Origin of the sequence: Streptomyces sp. NPDC001933, assembly GCF_042890955.1 — a bacterium.
Lineage (GTDB): Bacteria > Actinomycetota > Actinomycetes > Streptomycetales > Streptomycetaceae > Streptomyces.
Window position 1 is genome coordinate 371,323 of sequence record NZ_JBIASS010000007.1, and the last position, 17,451, is coordinate 388,773.

Annotated in this window: 17 protein-coding genes; 3 read left to right on the plus strand and 14 right to left on the minus strand. The window is 70.6% G+C overall.

The window, feature by feature from the left end:
* Nucleotides 1-50: 50 nt before the first annotated feature.
* The 6 genes from hemB to ACFYY7_RS20425 form a co-directional block, all read right to left on the minus strand.
* Nucleotides 51-1,049: a porphobilinogen synthase gene (gene hemB / locus ACFYY7_RS20400; RefSeq protein WP_388663188.1), complete on the minus strand. Its 999-nt coding sequence runs from the start codon at nucleotides 1,047-1,049 to the stop codon at nucleotides 51-53.
* Between the two features lie 159 nt (nucleotides 1,050-1,208).
* Nucleotides 1,209-2,879 (minus strand): uroporphyrinogen-III synthase, encoded by a 1,671-nt coding sequence (locus ACFYY7_RS20405; RefSeq protein ID WP_388663190.1) that lies wholly within the window; start codon nucleotides 2,877-2,879, stop codon nucleotides 1,209-1,211.
* Nucleotides 2,876-3,862 (minus strand): hydroxymethylbilane synthase, encoded by a 987-nt coding sequence (hemC, locus tag ACFYY7_RS20410; protein WP_388663192.1) that lies wholly within the window; start codon nucleotides 3,860-3,862, stop codon nucleotides 2,876-2,878. Before hemC ends, ACFYY7_RS20405 begins: the two co-directional genes overlap by 4 nt.
* Nucleotides 3,859-5,355 (minus strand): glutamyl-tRNA reductase, encoded by a 1,497-nt coding sequence (locus ACFYY7_RS20415; protein WP_388663194.1) that lies wholly within the window; start codon nucleotides 5,353-5,355, stop codon nucleotides 3,859-3,861. The genes hemC and ACFYY7_RS20415 overlap by 4 nt, the downstream gene beginning before the upstream one ends.
* The gene (locus tag ACFYY7_RS20420) at nucleotides 5,352-6,119 is read right to left on the minus strand and encodes a redox-sensing transcriptional repressor Rex (protein WP_388663196.1); all 768 of its coding nucleotides are present in this window, start codon (nucleotides 6,117-6,119) and stop codon (nucleotides 5,352-5,354) included. Before ACFYY7_RS20420 ends, ACFYY7_RS20415 begins: the two co-directional genes overlap by 4 nt.
* A 272-nt stretch (nucleotides 6,120-6,391) precedes the next feature.
* A complete protein-coding gene (locus ACFYY7_RS20425) occupies nucleotides 6,392-6,667 on the minus strand; it encodes a glutaredoxin family protein (RefSeq protein ID WP_388663198.1) in 276 nt (91 codons plus the stop codon).
* A gap of 147 nt (nucleotides 6,668-6,814) precedes the next feature.
* Between ACFYY7_RS20425 and ACFYY7_RS20430 the strand changes: the two genes are divergently transcribed.
* The 3 genes from ACFYY7_RS20430 to ACFYY7_RS20440 all read left to right on the plus strand — a co-directional run bounded on the left by ACFYY7_RS20430 (nucleotide 6,815) and on the right by ACFYY7_RS20440 (nucleotide 10,331).
* Nucleotides 6,815-7,768 carry an HAD family hydrolase gene (locus ACFYY7_RS20430; protein ID WP_388663200.1) on the plus strand — a complete coding sequence of 318 codons (954 nt, stop codon included), beginning with the start codon at nucleotides 6,815-6,817 and terminating at the stop codon, nucleotides 7,766-7,768.
* 370 nt (nucleotides 7,769-8,138) lie between these two features.
* Nucleotides 8,139-8,915: an ECF subfamily RNA polymerase sigma factor, BldN family gene (locus tag ACFYY7_RS20435; protein WP_266731976.1), complete on the plus strand. Its 777-nt coding sequence runs from the start codon at nucleotides 8,139-8,141 to the stop codon at nucleotides 8,913-8,915.
* 225 nt (nucleotides 8,916-9,140) lie between these two features.
* Nucleotides 9,141-10,331 (plus strand): DUF5667 domain-containing protein, encoded by a 1,191-nt coding sequence (locus ACFYY7_RS20440; protein ID WP_388663202.1) that lies wholly within the window; start codon nucleotides 9,141-9,143, stop codon nucleotides 10,329-10,331.
* Nucleotides 10,332-10,400: 69 nt separating this feature from the next.
* On the opposite strand, the gene ACFYY7_RS20445 is transcribed toward ACFYY7_RS20440, so the two are convergent.
* The 8 genes from ACFYY7_RS20445 to ACFYY7_RS20480 all read right to left on the minus strand — a co-directional run bounded on the left by ACFYY7_RS20445 (nucleotide 10,401) and on the right by ACFYY7_RS20480 (nucleotide 17,334).
* Nucleotides 10,401-11,477 (minus strand): lysophospholipid acyltransferase family protein, encoded by a 1,077-nt coding sequence (locus ACFYY7_RS20445; RefSeq protein ID WP_388663204.1) that lies wholly within the window; start codon nucleotides 11,475-11,477, stop codon nucleotides 10,401-10,403.
* Between the two features lie 19 nt (nucleotides 11,478-11,496).
* Nucleotides 11,497-12,591, minus strand: a complete 1,095-nt coding sequence (locus tag ACFYY7_RS20450) for an NAD-dependent epimerase/dehydratase family protein (protein WP_388663205.1) — start codon at nucleotides 12,589-12,591, stop codon at nucleotides 11,497-11,499.
* 221 nt (nucleotides 12,592-12,812) lie between these two features.
* Complete coding sequence (locus ACFYY7_RS20455; protein WP_003948845.1) at nucleotides 12,813-12,911, minus strand: 30S ribosomal protein bS22; 99 nt, start codon at nucleotides 12,909-12,911, stop codon at nucleotides 12,813-12,815.
* A gap of 110 nt (nucleotides 12,912-13,021) precedes the next feature.
* On the minus strand, nucleotides 13,022-13,234 hold the full coding sequence (locus tag ACFYY7_RS20460; protein ID WP_014046653.1) for a helix-turn-helix domain-containing protein: 213 nt from the start codon (nucleotides 13,232-13,234) through the stop codon (nucleotides 13,022-13,024).
* A gap of 128 nt (nucleotides 13,235-13,362) precedes the next feature.
* Nucleotides 13,363-14,178, minus strand: a complete 816-nt coding sequence (locus ACFYY7_RS20465) for a phosphatase (RefSeq protein ID WP_388663206.1) — start codon at nucleotides 14,176-14,178, stop codon at nucleotides 13,363-13,365.
* Nucleotides 14,179-14,300: 122 nt separating this feature from the next.
* Nucleotides 14,301-15,473, minus strand: a complete 1,173-nt coding sequence (locus ACFYY7_RS20470; protein WP_388663207.1) for an acetoin utilization protein AcuC — start codon at nucleotides 15,471-15,473, stop codon at nucleotides 14,301-14,303.
* On the minus strand, nucleotides 15,442-16,647 hold the full coding sequence (locus ACFYY7_RS20475; RefSeq protein ID WP_388663209.1) for an MFS transporter: 1,206 nt from the start codon (nucleotides 16,645-16,647) through the stop codon (nucleotides 15,442-15,444). Before ACFYY7_RS20475 ends, ACFYY7_RS20470 begins: the two co-directional genes overlap by 32 nt.
* A 42-nt stretch (nucleotides 16,648-16,689) precedes the next feature.
* On the minus strand, nucleotides 16,690-17,334 hold the full coding sequence (locus ACFYY7_RS20480) for an HAD family hydrolase (protein WP_388663210.1): 645 nt from the start codon (nucleotides 17,332-17,334) through the stop codon (nucleotides 16,690-16,692).
* Nucleotides 17,335-17,451 lie beyond the last annotated feature (117 nt).

Here is a 17,451-nt window from a genome sequence, read left to right on the forward strand (position 1 = left end):
AGCCGGGAAGTTCCCACTTCCCGGCCCTCACACACACTCCTCACATGCGACTACGCGCGCCCCAGCCGCTGCGCGACCTCCGTCGCCCAGTAGGTGAGGATCATCTGCGCACCCGCGCGCCGGATCCCGGTCAGGCTCTCCAGAATGGCCGCCTCCCGGTCGATCCAGCCCTTCTCCGCGGCAGCCTCGATCATCGAGTACTCACCGCTGATCTGGTACGCCGCGACCGGCACGTCCACCGAGTCGGCGACCTTCGCGAGGATGTCGAGGTACGGACCGGCCGGCTTCACCATGACCATGTCGGCGCCCTCTTCGAGGTCGAGCGCCAGCTCGCGCAGCGACTCACGGGCGTTCGCCGGGTCCTGCTGGTACGTCTTGCGGTCGCCCATGAGCGAGGAACCGACGGCCTCGCGGAACGGCCCGTAGAACGCCGAGGAGTACTTCACGGTGTAGGCGAGGATCGAGACGTCCTCGTGGCCCGTCTGGTCGAGCGCGTCGCGGACGACACCGACCTGGCCGTCCATCATGCCGCTGGGGCCCACCACATGGGCGCCCGCGTCGGCCTGGACCTGGGCCATCTCGGCGTACCGCTCCAGCGTCGCGTCGTTGTCGACCCGGCCGTCCTCGGTCAGCACACCGCAGTGGCCGTGGTCGGTGTACTCGTCCAGGCACAGGTCCGACATGATGACGAGATCGTCACCGACCTCCTGGCGCACCGCGCGCAGCGCCACCTGGAGGATGCCGTCCGGGTCGGTGCCCGCCGTGCCCCGGGCGTCCTTCTTCTCGTCCTCGGGGACGCCGAAGAGCATGATCCCGGAGACCCCGGCCGACACCGCCTCGACGGCGGCCTTCCGCAGGGTGTCCAGGGTGTGCTGCTGCACGCCGGGCATGGCCGAGATGGCGACCGGGGCGTCGACGCCCTCGCGCACGAACGCGGGCAGGATCAGATTCGCCGCGTCGAGCCGTGTCTCGGCGACCATCCGCCGCATCGCCGGGGTCGTCCGCAGCCGCCGGGGGCGGGAGCCGGGGAAGTTTCCGTACACAGTCATCCTTCGAGATTAGACCCGTACACATCACCGTCTTACCGACACCCGTGCCGGAAAAAGACCGTGGAACGGGCGCAGAGCGCGGGCACGGGACGAGCGCGGAACGGGCAGGGGCCCGGCCGCCGAAGCAACCGGGCCCCTCACACGTTCCGACCGCGCGGGTCAGGTCGTCGTACGACGCCGCCGCGCTCCGGGACGCCGCTCGCTCGGCCGCGTCACCGGATCGCCGGCCTCCTTCGCCGCCTCCCGGCGCCGCGCGCCGAACTCGGCCAGCGCCTCGGCCAGCTTGTGCACCGAAGGCTCCGGGGAGAGGACGTCGACCCGCAGGCCGTGCTCCTCGGCGGTCTTCGCCGTCGCCGGGCCGATACACGCGATCACCGTCACGTTGTGCGGCTTGCCCGCGATGCCGACCAGGTTCCGGACGGTCGAGGACGAGGTGAAGAGCACCGCGTCGAAGCCGCCGCCCTTGATCGCCTCGCGGGTGTCGGCGGGCGGCGGCGAGGCGCGGACCGTGCGGTACGCGGTGACGTCGTCGACCTCCCAGCCCAGCTCGATGAGCCCGGCCACCAGCGTCTCGGTGGCGATGTCGGCACGTGGCAGGAAGACCCTGTCGATCGGGTCGAAGACCGGGTCGTACGGCGGCCAGTCCTCCAGCAGGCCGGCGGCGGACTGCTCACCGGACGGCACCAGGTCCGGCTTCACACCGAAATCGACCAGCGCGGCGGCGGTCTGCTCGCCCACGGCCGCGACCTTGATCCCGGCGAAGGCACGGGCGTCGAGCCCGTACTCCTCGAACTTCTCCCGGACGGCCTTCACCGCGTTGACGCTGGTGAAGGCGATCCACTCGTAACGGCCCGTGACCAGGCCCTTGACCGCGCGCTCCATCTGCTGGGGCGTACGGGGCGGCTCTACGGCGATCGTCGGGACCTCGTGCGGCACGGCGCCGTAGGAACGAAGCTGGTCGGAGAGCGACGCGGACTGCTCCTTGGTACGCGGTACGAGCACCTTCCAGCCGAACAGCGGCTTGGACTCGAACCACGCGAGCTGGTCGCGCTGGGCTGCGGAGCTGCGCTCACCGACCACGGCTATGACGGGCCGGTGACCCTCCGGGGAGGGCAGCACCTTCGCCTGCTTCAGGACCTGGGCGATCGTCCCGAGGGTCGCCGTCCAGGTGCGCTGGCGGGTCGTCGTACCGGCGACCGTCACGGTCAGCGGGGTGTCGGGCTTGCGGCCGGCCGAGACCAGCTCACCGGCGGCCGCGGCCACCGAGTCGAGCGTCGTCGAGATGACGGCCGTGGCATCGCTGGCACCGACCTCGGTCCAGCAGCGGTCGGACGCGGTACGGGCGTCGACGAACCTGACGTCCGCGCCCTGCGCGTCACGCAGCGGCACACCGGCGTACGCGGGCACACCGACGGCGTTGGCGACGCCCGGCACCACCTCGAAGGGGATGCCGGCGGCGGCGCAGGCGAGCATCTCGGCACCCGCGTTCCCGTCCAGTCCCGGGTCGCCCGAGACGGCTCGGACGACCCGCCTGCCGCCCCTCACTGCCTCCATGACAAGATTGGCCGCATCCCTGAGAACGGGAACACCGGCGGCTGCTGACTGCGCGTCAACAACCGTCAGCTCAGGTGTGCTTACGCTTGCCCGCGCATGGCAGCGAACGACGCCGAGGACGTCCGGCTCGGCGACAAGGACGTCCGCGCTCGCAAGCGCCTCGACGGCGCGCAGAGTCAGCAGTCCCGGGTCGCCGGGACCGGCGCCGAGGAAGGTGACGTGCCCTTGTGCGGACAGGGCCGGAAAGTCGGATGCGGCGTGGCCGGTGGGGCTCAAAGTGCTCGCTCCCCCATAAGACCGGCCGCACCCTTGGCAAGCATCTCGGCCGCGAGCTCGCGACCGAGGGCCGCCGCGTCGTCCTGCGACGTGGGAACGGGACCGGTGGTGGACAGCTGCACCAGCGAGGAACCGTCGGTGGAACCGACGACACCGCGCAGGCGCAGTTCGTTGACAACCTGTCCGTCGACCAGGAGGTCGGCCAGCGCACCCACAGGTGCGGAGCAACCGGCCTCCAGGGCGGCGAGCAGGGCACGCTCGGCGGTCACGGCGGCCCGGGTGTACGGGTCGTCGAGCTCGGCGAGCGCGGCGGCGAGGTCGGCGCTGGTCTCAGCGCACTCGATCGCCAGTGCTCCCTGACCGGGAGCGGGCAGGACGGTGTCGACCGACAGGAAGTCGGTCACCTCACCGCTCCGGCCGAGGCGGCTGAGCCCGGCCGCGGCGAGTACCACCGCGTCCAGCTCACCGCTCCGGACGAATCCGATACGCGTATCGACGTTCCCCCGGATCGGCACGGTCTCGATGTCGAGGCCGTGGTTCCGGGCGTACGCGTTGAGCTGCGCCATGCGGCGCGGCGAACCGGTACCGATGCGGGCACCGGACGGCAGCTGCTCGAAGGTCAGCCCGTCCCGCGCGACCAGTACGTCGCGCGGGTCCTCGCGCACCGGCACGGCGGCCAGCACGAGGCCCTCGGGCTGCGCGGTCGGCAGGTCCTTGAGCGAGTGGACGGCGAAGTCCACCTCACCGCGCAGCAGCGCGTCGCGCAGCGCCGCGACGAACACACCGGTGCCGCCGATCTGCGCGAGGTGCTCCCGCGAGATGTCGCCGTACGTGGTGATCTCGACGAGCTCGACGGCGCGCCCGGTCACCTCGCTGACGGCGTCGGCGACCATGCCGGACTGCGCCATGGCGAGCTTGCTGCGCCGGGTGCCCAGCCTCAGCGGCTTGTCGGCCCCCGTGACCGGGGTTGAGTTGTCGGTCATGACCGCCCTCGATTCGGGTCGTTCAGGTCTGCCCGGGAGACGGCTGCGACCGTCTGCGGGTCGAGGTCGAAGAGTTCCCGCAGCGCATCGGCGTACCCGGCGCCGCCGGGCTCGCTGGCGAGCTGCTTGACCCGCACGGTGGGCGCGTGCAGGAGTTTGTCGACGACGCGGCGCACGGTCTGCGTGATCTCGGCGCGCTGCTTCTCGTCCAGATCGGGGAGGCGCCCGTCGAGCCGCGCGATCTCGCCCGCGACCACTCCGGCGGCCATCGTGCGCAGTGCGACGACGGTCGGGGTGATGTGGGCGGCGCGCTGGGCGGCGCCGAAGGCGGCGACCTCGTCGGCGACGATGGTGCGCACCTGGTCCACGTCGGCGGCCATCGGGGCGTCCGCCGACGCCTCGGCGAGCGACTCGATGTCGACGAGGCGCACACCGTCGAGCCGGGCCGTCCCGCCGTCGATGTCGCGCGGCATGGCAAGGTCGAGCAGGGCCAGGCGTACGGGGCCGGCGCCCTGGGCGGGCACGGTGGCCCGCCGGGCCGTCCGGTGCACCGTGGCGGCGCTGCCGTTCTCCACCCAGGCGGCGTGCCGGTCGGCGTCGGCCGGAGCGGGCACCGAGGGCATGGCGGCGGGCGCCTCGACGGCGTCGTCGACGTCCAGGCCGAGCGCGGTGGCGACGGCCTCGGCGGTCAGCACGAGACCGGTCGCGCCGGTGCAGGAGACGACGACATCGGCACGTGTCAGTTCGTCGCGGACCGCGGCCATCTCCACGGCACGGGCGGCCACGCCGGTGCCCCCGGGCTGGACCAGGATCTCGACGAGCCGGTCGGCACGGGCCCGGGTCCGGTTGGCGACGACGATCTCGGCGACACCGGTACGGGCCAGGGTGGCGGCGGCGAGCGAGGACATCGAGCCCGCGCCGATCACCAGGGCGCGCTTGCCCGCGGCCCAGTCCGCGACGTCCGCACCGGCCGCGAGCTGCTCCAGGCCGAAGGTGACGAGCGACTGCCCTGCCCGGTCGATCCCGGTCTCGCTGTGGGCCCGCTTGCCGACCCGCAGGGCCTGCTGGAACAGGTCGTTCAGCAGCCGGCCCGCGGTGTGGAGCTCCTGCCCCAGCGCCAGTGCGTCCTTGATCTGGCCGAGGATCTGGCCCTCGCCGACGACCATCGAGTCCAGCCCGCACGCCACCGAGAAGAGGTGGTGGACGGCCCGGTCCTCGTAGTGCACATAGAGATACGGAGTGAGCTCGTCCAGGCCGACGCCGCTGTGCTGGGCGAGGAGCGTGGACAGCTCGGCGACGCCCGCGTGGAACTTGTCCACGTCGGCGTACAGCTCGATGCGGTTGCAGGTGGCCAGGACGGCGGCCTCGGCCGCGGGCTCCGCGGCGAGGGTGTCCTGGAGCAGCTTGGCCTGCGCCTCGGCAGCCAGCGAGGCCCGCTCCAGTACGGAGACCGGGGCGCTGCGGTGACTCAGTCCTACGACAAGAAGACTCATGCCGGCATCACGGCGGGCATGTCCCCGTCGGGTCCCTTCCGTCCGGTGGAGGCCGAGCGCACCGGGGGTGCGGCCGGGTCCGAGCTGCCCTCGGCGGTCTCCTCGCCGGCCTTGCGCTGCTCGTGGAAGGCGAGGATCTGCAGCTCGATGGAGAGGTCGACCTTGCGGACGTCCACGCCGTCGGGCACGGACAGCACGGTCGGCGCGAAGTTCAGGATGGAGGTGACGCCCGCGGCGACGAGCCGGTCGCAGACCTGCTGCGCGGCACCGGCCGGGGTCGAGATGACACCGATCGACACGCCGTTGTCGCCGACGATCTGCTCCAGTTCGTCGGCGTGCTGGACGGGAATGCCCGCGACCGGCGTTCCGGCCATCGCGGGGTCGGCGTCGATCAGCGCGGCGACCCGGAAACCGCGGGAGGCGAAGCCACCGTAGTTGGCAAGCGCGGCGCCGAGGTTACCGATGCCGACGATCACGACCGGCCAGTCCTGGGTGAGCCCGAGTTCGCGGGAGATCTGGTACACGAGATACTCGACGTCGTAGCCGACACCGCGCGTCCCGTACGAGCCGAGGTAGCTGAAGTCCTTGCGCAGCTTGGCGGAGTTGACCCCCGCCGCAGCGGCGAGTTCCTCGGACGAGACCGTGGGTACCGAGCGCTCGGAGAGCGCGGTCAGTGCGCGCAGGTACAGCGGAAGTCGGGCGACGGTGGCCTCGGGAATTCCTCGGCTACGGGTCGCCGGTCGGTGAGTTCGGCCAGTTGCCACGGTGCTCCTGCGGGATGAGCGGGGCTGCAGGCGGCCGTAGTTCCCAAGACCGCCCCGTCGAATGCAGGCTATGTCTTTGTGAACGCGTGCACAAAGATAGTGTCCGTTTTGTCCGGTCAAAGTGACCGGGGTCACGCACATTCGTCGCGCGATCCAGGAACCAAGGATCGCATCAGCCCGTTGCAGGCCCGAAGGGGGCAAAGCGGCACACACTCCTCACAGCCACTCCCCCGAGAGCACTCAAAACGCCCATGATGGTAACCGGCTTTCGCTCACGAGCGCAGTGCCGTGCGCAGCCTCGCCGGGTCCACCCGCCAGAACGTGTGCTGTTCGTCATCGATCAGCACCACCGGAATCTGCTCCCAGTACTCCCGGTACAGCTCCTCGTCCATGGTGATGTCCTTCTCCTCCCAGGACGCGCCGGTCTCCTCGCACACCTCCCGCACCACCTGCCTCGCGTCGTCACAGAGGTGACACCCGGGCTTCCCGACCAGGGTCACCACACGTTCCGAGGGCTTCTTCTTCATACGTCGCAACAAGGCACTCATGCCTTCATTCTGCGCCGGAAGCGGGCCCGTTCCACCCTTGATCCGGTACGCCCGGTATCACCCGTTCATCGGATCGACGGCCCAGAGTTCACGCCGTGGCATCCCAGCAGGTCGGGAACGGCCGAACCGACTGGCTATGCTCACGACATGGCCGCACTTGGATGGCTCACACCCCGTAGGCGCCCCGCGACAGCACGGAGCGTGCTGGCCGGCGAGGCAGCAGCTGAGGCAGCACGGAAATCCACCCTCCCCGACGATCTGTCCCCCGGAACCGAGCAGGACACCGCCACGAAGGCGGAGGCCGAGGAAGCCCCCTTCCCCGTCGTCGGTGACGAACGCGCCGCCGCCTTCTTCGACCTGGACAACACCGTCATGCAGGGCGCGGCGATCTTCCACTTCGGCCGCGGCCTGTACAAGCGGAAGTTCTTCCAGCGCCGCGAGCTGACCCGGTTCGCCTGGCAGCAGGCATGGTTCAGACTGGCGGGCGTCGAGGACCCGGAACACATGCAGGACGCCCGCGACAGCGCCCTGTCCATCGTCAAGGGCCACCGGGTCTCGGAGCTGATGTCCATCGGCGAGGAGATCTACGACGAGTACATGGCCGACCGCATCTGGCCCGGCACCCGGGCCCTGGCCCAGGCCCACCTCGACGCCGGACAGCGCGTCTGGCTGGTCACCGCCGCCCCGGTGGAGACCGCCACGATCATCGCCCGCCGGCTCGGCCTGACCGGCGCGCTCGGCACGGTCGCCGAATCCGTCGACGGCATCTACACCGGCCGCCTGGTCGGCGAGCCGCTGCACGGCCCCGCGAAGGCCGAGGCGGTCCGCGCCCTGGCCGCCGCCGAGGGCCTGGACCTCGACCGCTGCGCGGCGTACAGCGATTCGCACAACGACATCCCGATGCTGTCCCTGGTCGGGCACCCGTACGCGATCAACCCGGACGCCAAGCTCCGCAAGCACGCCCGCGCGCGCGACTGGCGGCTGCGGGACTACCGGACGGGCCGCAAGGCGGCCAAGGTCGGCATCCCGGCCGCGGCCGGCGTGGGCGCGATCGCGGGCGGCACCGCTGCCGCCGTCGCCCTGCACCGCCGCCGCCGCTGACCCCGTCGCCACCGGCCCGGCCCCTCCGCGGGCCGGGCCGGCCGGGCCTGCCACGCCCGAACCCCGGCGGCCGATCCGAATCCCTTACCCACCGACCGCTCCGGCCAGTCGTATTGCTCGCACACGACCACAACCCGTCGCACCGACAGGCAGATAGCGAAGTAATTCGATCAACAAACGGTCACGATGTGCTACTTGATGCGTCGTTTAGTCGCTACAGAAGCGACGTAATCGATGATTTGAGCAACTGGGTGTAGCACTGCCTGTACGAAGCGTTATTCTCCTCAGACGCATTCCGGAACCCACCACTCACTACGACGAGTGACGGTTTCGCACTGCACGTGATGGAAGCTCTGCCTCTGGGAGTCCCGTGTACCCACACGTCGGGGTTGACGCCTCGGGCCTGGCTACGCTGCGCGCAACGGTCGCCAACCGCTTGCGCGGCTTCGTCCCCACCGCGTACGCCGTACCCGCATTTGCCACCCCTGCACCTGCCGGCCCCTGCTACGCCCTGGCCGAACGCAGTGCGGCGGTCGGAAGACGCAGCAACCGCGGCGCAACGACCACGTCCACCGTTCGTCGGCCGACGGCCGACAGCGACAGCGCGCGCATGATGGATCTCGTCGAGCGCGCACAGGCCGGCGAGGCAGACGCCTTCGGCCGCCTCTACGACCAGTACAGCGACACCGTCTACCGCTACATCTACTACCGCGTGGGCGGCAAGGCGACGGCGGAGGACCTCACCAGTGAGACCTTCCTGCGCGCCCTGCGCCGCATCTCCACGTTCACCTGGCAGGGCCGCGACTTCGGCGCCTGGCTGGTCACCATCGCCCGCAACCTGGTGGCCGACCACTTCAAGTCCAGCCGCTTCCGGCTGGAAGTGACCACCGGCGAAATGCTCGACGCCAACGAGGTCGAGCGCAGCCCCGAGGACTCCGTCCTGGAGTCCCTCTCCAACGCCGCGCTCCTCCAGGCCGTGCGACGGCTCAACCCCCAGCAGCAGGAGTGCGTGACCCTGCGCTTCCTGCAGGGCCTCTCGGTCGCCGAGACCGCCCGGGTCATGGGCAAGAACGAGGGCGCGATCAAGACCCTTCAGTACCGCGCCGTCCGCACGCTGGCCCGGCTCCTTCCGGACGATGCCCGCTGACCACACCCCCCGGCCGGGTCACTCTCGGCGACACCCCCATCACTCACTGGTCCGATCATCCTTCGTGCGTAACCCATGTGCCGCGCCCCTCGTTGTGCCGGTTGCAGGCCCCCTGTCGTCACCCCATGTCCGCCGACACTCACTCATTCGTGTGGAAGCGCTCAAGGTGTGCAACCTTCCGGAACCCAGGGGAGTCGACCGTCATGACGAGAGGAGGTGCCGCCAGTGATCGCAAACGTTTCGGCACACCGGCGGGCGAACGCCTTCGCCCAGGCCCTGGAGGAGCAGTCGCTCCGTGGTGCGGCGGCCGCACAGCCCGAGGAACCGGCCGAACCGGCCGACCACGGACCGCTGTTGGCCCTGGCGAACGGCCTCGGTGAGGTACCGAGGCCGGAGTTGGATCCCGAGGTCAAAGTGGTGCAGCGAGCCCAGCTCGTCGCCGCCATGGAGGCCATGTTCACCCAGGGCGGCGCGTCCGCGGGCCCTACGGTGCCCGAACAGCGGACCAAGGGGGCCCACCGGGCCTCCCCGCTCCGGAAGTTGCGTCCGCGTTCACGCTGGACGAAGGGCCTCGCGGCCGGCGGGCTCACCGTCGGTGTGGCGGCGGGCGCCTTCGGCGGAGTGGCCGCTGCCAGTTCCGACGCCCTGCCGGGTGATTCGCTGTACGGGCTCAAGCGCGGCATGGAGGACATCCACCTCGGCATGGCCAGCGGCGACGCCGACCGCGGCGAGGCCTACCTCGACCAGGCATCCACCCGGCTCAGCGAGGCCCGCCGGCTGATGGAGCGCGCCCGCTCCGGCGACCTGGACCACGAACAGCTCGGCGAGGTCAGGCGCACGCTCAACGGCATGACGCACGACGCCAGCGAGGGCCACCGCCTGCTCCACTCCGCCTACCAGCAGAACGGCGCCATCGGCCCCATCCAGACCCTGGACTCGTTCTCCCGCTCGCACCGCGAAAGCTGGAGCAGCCTCCGCGACCGGCTCCCCGTACAGCTGACGGACGTCGGCGACCAGGTCAGCTCGGTCTTCGACGCCATAGACCAAGAGGTCCAGCCGCTCCAGTCACTGCTGCCCCGCACCCCGGACAGCAGCGGCGACGCCCGCCAGTCCGACACCGCGGACCAGCGCACGCGCCCCTCGCGCACGGCCCCGTCCGCGCCCACGTTCCCGGAAGCCTCCCAGGACCGTACGGACGGCAGCGCCTCGCCCCGCCCGTCGGGATCGGGCAGCGCCTCGTCCGAGGGCCTGATCAGCGGGACGGACGGCCTGTTCGGCACCCCGCCCCCCGGCACCGTCCCGTCCGCCGACGGCCGCGTCAGCACCCCGCCCGCCCCGGACGTGACCCTCCCGCCGCTCCTCCCCGGCCTCCTCCCGGGCCTGGGGATCAACGGCGAGGACCTGAAGAACGACTAGCACCGCCTCGCACGGAAACGGAGGGGGACGGCTCGCCGAGCCGTCCCCCTCCGCATGTCGGCAGGCCCCTCAGAAGAACACCGACCTCCGCTGCACCAGCAGCTTGTACAGCGTGTGCTGGATCTGTTCCCGCACCTGATCCGTCAGGTTGAACATCAGCATCGGATCCTCCGCCGCCTCCACCGGAAACCCGCTCGTGGAGATCGGCTCCCCGAACTGGATCGTCCACTTCGTCGGCAGCGGCACCGCCCCGAGCGGCCCCAGCCACGGGAACGTCGGCGTGATCGGGAAGTACGGGAAGCCCAGCAGCCGCGCCAGCGTCTTCGAGTTGCCGATCATCGGGTAGATCTCCTCCGCCCCCACGATCGAGCACGGAATGATCGGCACCCCGGCCCGCAGCGCCGTGGACACGAAGCCGCCCCGCCCGAAGCGCTGCAGCTTGTACCGCTCCCCGAACGGCTTCCCGATGCCCTTGAACCCCTCCGGCATCACCCCGACGACCTCGCCCCGCCGCAGCAGCCGCTCCGCGTCCTCCGCACAGGCCAGCGTGTGCCCGGCCTTGCGGGCCAGCTCGTTCACCACCGGCAGCATGAACACCAGATCGGCGGCGAGCAGCCGCAGATGCCGGCCCGCCGGATGGTTGTCGTGCACGGCGACCTGGAGCATCAGCCCGTCCAGCGGCAGCGTCCCCGAATGGTTGGACACGATCAGCGCCCCGCCCTCGGAGGGGATGTTCTCGATGCCCTTCACCTCGACCCGGAAGTACTTCTCGTACATCGGCCGGAGCATCGACATCAGGACCTGATCGGTCAGTTCCTCGTCGTACCCGAACTCGTCGACGTCGTACTCACCCGTGACCCGCCGCCGCAGGAACGCGAGCCCGCCGGCGATCCGCCGGTCCCAGCCGCCGCGCCCGTCCCGCTCCAGCGGCTGCTGCCCGGCCCACTGAGGATCCGCCTGCGGCTCCTGCGGTGGCTTCGAGGCGTCCTGCTGCCCGGGCAGTGCGCTCACGGCCGCGGTCCCCACCACGGAGGCCGCCGTGGGCCCCCGGCCACCGCCCCCCGCGGGCCGGCGCCGTGCGGGGCGCGCTGAACCGCCCGTCCGCGAACGGTCGTCGTCGAACGGAATGACCTTGGCATCCGCCATCGTCGGTGCGCTCCTCGCTCTACCTGGCGCTGGGGGTCGGCTCGGTGTCGCCGGCCCCGGTGATCCCCGGACCATCGCCGCCCGCCCCGGCGAACGGCATGGCGGCCAGTCGGTCGACCGCCCTGCCCACCGCCTCGGGCGGCAGCAGTCCGGGCCCCTGACTGCGCGCGAACTCCGCGAACGTCTCCGCGGTACTGAACCGGGGGTGGAAGCCGAGGGTCTCGCGCATCTGGACGGTGGAGACCACCCGGCCGTGGGTGAGCAGCCGGATCTGCTCCGGCGAGAAATCCGTCATGCCGACCGTACGCAGCGCCTGGCCGACCCAGGTGACCGCGGGCAGCAGCAGCGGCACCGTCGGCCGCCCCAGCCGCCGCGAGCACTGCGAGAGCAGCAGCACCCCGTCCCCGGCGATGTTGAACGTGCCGCTGTTCAGCGTCCCGCGCACCGGCTCGCCGGACGCGACTCCCAGGACGTCGACGACATCGTCCTCGTGCACGAACTGGAGCCTCGGGTCGTACCCGAACACCGTCGGCAGCACGGGCAGCGAAAGATAGTCGGCAAGCGGCGAATCGGCCTGCGGCCCGAGGATGTTCGCGAACCTGAGCACGCACACGGCGACATCCGGCCTGCGGCGCGCGAAGCCCCGTACGTACCCCTCGACCTCCACCGCGTCCTTGGCGAAGCCCCCGCTGGGCAGCGACTTGGGCGGGGTGGTCTCGGTGAACACCGCCGGATCGCGGGGCGCCGAGCCGTACACGTTCGTACTGGACTTGATCACCAGCCGCCGTACGCTCGGCGCCTTCTGGCAGGCACCGAGCAGCTGCATGGTGCCGATGACGTTGGTCTCCTTGACCGTCGTCCGGCCGCCCGTGCCGACCGCCTTGGCCGAGACGTCCAGATGCACCACCGTGTCGACGGAGTGCTCGGCAAGGACTCTGGCGATCGCGGGCTGGCGGATGTCCGCCGTCACGAAATCGGCGTCGCCCAACTCGTGTCCGGGCACGACCGCGTCGACGGCGATCACCCGGTCCACACCCGGATCACGCTGGATGCGCCGCACGAAGCGGCCGCCCAGCTGCCGGGCCGCTCCCGTGACCAGCACGACCTTCCCCAAGATCAGCGCCTTCCGTCGAAAGGTTTCCCCTAAGGGCCCGTAGCCGTCACCGTAGCGGGTGGATGTTGCCCTGTGATGACCGCGCGGCTGCCTTCCCCCAAGTCTTTGGGCCGAATGCGGGCGACCGCCGGGGCCGCTGCCGGAAGCGGCTGTCCCCGGAACGCACCGCAGCCCTCCCACCGGTCCGGTGGGAGGGCTGCGGATTCACGAACCGCGTTCGCTTACTTCTTGTTGCGACGCTGAACGCGCGTGCGCTTGAGCAGCTTGCGGTGCTTCTTCTTGGCCATCCGCTTGCGCCGCTTCTTGATAACAGAGCCCACGACTACCCTCGCTCACTTCTTCTTCACTGGTGCGGGGCGTCTGGGCCCACACGACCTACGTCGGCCTAGCCTACCCGCCAGCGCGTGAGGGGCGTAATCCGAGGTGAACCTCAGGCGGACTCCACCCCCACAAAGGACTCGCGGAGATACTCGTGAACCGCTTGCTCCGGAACCCGGAAGGACCTGCCCACCCGGATCGCCGGCAGATGACCGCTGTGCACCAAGCGGTACACGGTCATCTTCGACACTCTCATGACCGAGGCGACTTCCGCCACGGTCAGAAACTTGACCTCGTTGAGAGGCCTCTCGCTGCCAGCAGCCATGACCCACCTGTACCTTCCGCACGAGACGCCCACCGGCTTCCCCTCCGGTGACTCTTCGTCGTTGTGCGCTCACTCCCCAGATTAGGGGCGGGTGATGCGAGTGGGGAAGAGGTGAGACGATCGGCCGCCTACCGTGACAGAAACGCCCGATTGAGCACATAGCGCGTCAGCGGCCGGTAGTACGCGGACGGCACCGCGTCGTCGAGCGGCACGACGACCGCCACCCGCCCCTCGGCCTCCCCGACGAACAGCGCGGGATCGTCCGTATCGGCGAGACCGATCGCCTCAATGCCCAGCTGACCAGCCCCGCAGACCCAGCCGTGGTCCCCCACGACCAGTTCCGGCAACCGCCCGCGACCCTCCGCCGCCGCCTCCAGGACCACCCTGACGGGCAGCGGGGAATGGGTATGTGCGCCGGTGTCACCACCGTGCGACCGCACGCCGGGTTCACGCACCATCGCGACTCCCCGTACGTAGTCGAGGCTGCACGTGCGTACGCCGAACCGGGTCGTTATGTCGATACATCGCCCCTGCGCGGGGGTGAGTACGGAACACCCGGCCGCCGACATGGCGTCTGCCAACGCTGCGTAGAAACCGAGCAGCCGGTGCGGATGACCGGTCCCGAACAGCACCGGCGCCCGCCGGACCGCGGCGTGCGACAGCCGCTCGGCGAAGGCGTCCAGACCTGCCAGGGTCCGCTCCGGATCGATCACATCGGGCCCAGAGACATGAGCCGGATCGTCCGAGACCCCGCACCTGTCGGCCATCAGACGGAGCAGATCCCGCTCCTCCCAGCCCCGCCCGGGATCGAGGCCGAGCGTCACCCGAGGATCCCGGGCCGCGAAGAGCCGATAACTCCGCAGACTCACCTCCCGCGAGGTGGCCACGGGCCCGGCCAGCCGGGCCGCCAGCAGATGCGCACGCAGCGCTCCGGTGCTCAACACCCCACCGATGCTCCCCCAATCACCCGGACGGGGGGCCGGAAGCCCGGTCAGGCCCCACAGTTGGCGTAACCATTACGCGCCACCGCACGGAAACGGCCACACCGCGACCGCCTCCGCCCGGCTCAGGTCAGCAGCCCCCGCAACGGGAACACCGCCCGCCGCGTCGCCAGCACCGCCTGGTCCAGCCGGTCCGCGGGGTCGTACCCCTCCTCCCACGACTTCCAGGAGGGCGTACGGCCGTCCGTCATCCGGGCCGGCCCCAACTGCCGGGTCCGGGCGTAGACCTCGTCCCGCCACGACGACGGGATCACCGACTCCGGGTCCACCGGCGCGTGCGCGGCGATCCCCACCAGATGCGTCCAGGACCGCGGCACCACATCGACCACCGCGTAACCGCCCCCGCCGAGCGCCAGCCAGCGCCCGCCCTCCACGTACTCATGGGCAAGGTCGTGACAGGCCGACATCACCGCCCGCTGCGCGTCCAGCGACACCGCGAGATGGGCGAGCGGGTCCTCAAAATGCGTATCTGCCCCGTGCTGGCTCACCAGCACCTGCGGCCGGAAGTCCGCCAGCAGCTCCGGCACCACCGCGTGGAACGCCCGCAGCCACCCCGCGTCCCCCGTACCGGCCGGCAGCGCCAGATTCACCGCACTGCCCTCACCCGCCCCGGAGCCGGTCTCCTCCGGCCAGCCGGTCTGCGGGAAGAGCGTCCGCGGGTGCTCGTGCAGCGAGATGGTCAAGACCCTCGGGTCCTCCCAGAAGGCCGCCTGCACCCCGTCGCCGTGGTGCACGTCCACATCCACGTACGCGACCCGCTCGGCGCCCAGCTCCAGCATCCGCGCGATGGCGAGCGCCGGATCGTTGTAGACGCAGAACCCCGCCGCACCGCCCGGCATCGCGTGGTGCAGCCCGCCCGTGAAGTTCACGGCGTGCGAGGTGTCCCCGCGCCACACCGCCTCGGCCGCCGCCACCGACTGCCCGGCGATCAGCGCCGACACCTCGTGCATCCCCGCGAACGCCGGATCGTCCACCGTCCCGAGCCCGTAGCGCTGATCGGCCCGCTCCGGATCCGCCGACGCGGCGCGCACCGCGGCCACGTAGTCCTCGCGGTGCACCAGCCGCAGCGTCGACTCCCCGGCGGGCCTGGCCGACACCACGTCCACCGCGCCGTCGAGCCCGAACGCCCGGACCAGCCCCATGGTCAGAGCGAGCCTGACCGGGTCCATCGGATGACTTTCCCCGAAGTCGTATCCCGTTACTGCGTCATCCCACATCAACTGTGCGCGGCCGCTCATGCCCGCCACCGTATCGGGCGGACTCCGCGCCGAACGACTTGGCGTACACCAGCGTCGCGAGCACCAGCACCATCGGTACGAGCATCGCCCCCCGGTAGCTCCAGGCGTCCCCGAGCGCCCCCACCAACGGCGATCCCACCAGGAATCCCACGTAGTTGAAGACGTTCAGCCGCGCGATGGCCGTATCGCTCGCCCCGGGGAACATCCGCCCGGCGGCGGCGAAGGTCTGCGGCACGATCACGCAGAGCCCGAGCCCCAGCATGGTGAACCCGAGCATCCCGGTCCACGCCCCACCGGCCACCGCCACCACGGCGAACCCGGCGGCAGCCAGCACGCTCCCGCCCCGCACCACGGCCACGGCCCCGAACCGCCGCACCCCGAAGTCCCCGACGGCCCGCCCCAGCAGGGTCGTCACCATGTAGACGTTGTACGGAACGGTCGACAGCTGCTCCGAGCTCCCCAGCACGTCCTGCAGGTACTTGGCGCTCCAGTTGGAGACCGTCGAGTCCCCGATGTACGCGAAGCTCATCACCAGACAGAGCGGCATCAGCAGCTTGAAGGAGACCGAGGCCGCCCCCTTGCCCTGCGCCTCTTCCGGCTTCGCCTCCGACTCCGCGCCTTCGGCGTACCAACGGCTCCCGATGAACGCGACGGGCAGCAGCACCACGACCGCCGGCAGGTAGGAGACCAGCAGCGAAAGGTCCCAGTGCGCCCCGGCCCAGGCCATGGACGCCCCGGCAATTCCGCCGAGGCTGTACGCGGCGTGGAACCCGAGCATGATGGATCGCCCGTACGCCCGCTGGAGGCTGACGCCCATCATGTTCATGGAGGCATCGAGCGCCCCGACGGAGAGCCCGAACACGCCCAGCGCCAGGGCCGCCTCCCACAGCGCGTTCCCGGCGCCGGCGCCGAGCAGCGCGAGCATCACGACAGGCTGTGCCCACCTCAGCACAACCCTGGGCCGCACCCGCACGACCAGCTTCTCGGTGACCACACTGCCCACCCCGGCCAGGATGGGCACCGCGGCCAGGAAGACGGGCAGCAGCCCGTCGGATATCCCGTACCGGTCCTGAATGGCGGGAATCCGAGTCACCAGCAGAGCGAAGGTGACCCCCTGCACGAAGAAGCTCACCGCGAGGGAGGCCCTGCCGTGCCGCAAACGAGCATTTGTCATGGCCGCGAGCGTAAGGCCAGTTTCTACCGGTGGGTAGATGGATCAGGCGAGCAGTTCCCGGAGTTGGCTCATGTCGGAGAAGTGCCCGGTCACCCCGGCGAGCCGGTCCGCCGGCATCATCGATGTAAACCCGTACACATCCATCCCCGCGGCCTTGGCCGCCTCCACTCCGAGCGGGCTGTCCTCGATGACGACACACCGCTCGGGCGGGGCCCCCATCCGCTCGGCGGCGAGCAGGAACAGGTCGGGCGCCGGCTTGCCCCGTCCCACGTCCTCCGCACTGAAGATCCACTCCTCCTCGAACCACTGGTCGAGCCCGGTCCTGCGGTGCCCGACCCGGATCCGCTCGTGCGTACTGGAGGACGCGACGCAGTACGGAATCCCGTCGGCCACGAGCTTCCCGAGCACGTCCTCGACCCCGGCCACCGGTTCCAGCTCCCGCTCGAACGCGGCGAAGATCCGTGAGTGGAGCGTCGCGTCGAAGTCCGCGGGCAGCTTCTCCCCGGTCCGTTCCTCGACGAGGTCGTGTACCCGGTGCACGGCGGACCCCATGTAGTCCCGGAGGCTCTCCTGGTACGAGGTGGGGTGACCAAGCTCCGTGAGGTACTCGGCCAGGATGGTGTTGGAGATCGGCTCGCTGTCCACGAGCACACCGTCGTTGTCGAAGATGACCAGTTCGTAGCGCATGGTTCGAGCCTAGACGCTCGGAAACGCAGAAAAGCCCCGTGTCCACAAGGACACGGGGCTTTCCCGTAAAAGGAGTTCGGCGGCGTCCTACTCTCCCACAGGGTCCCCCCTGCAGTA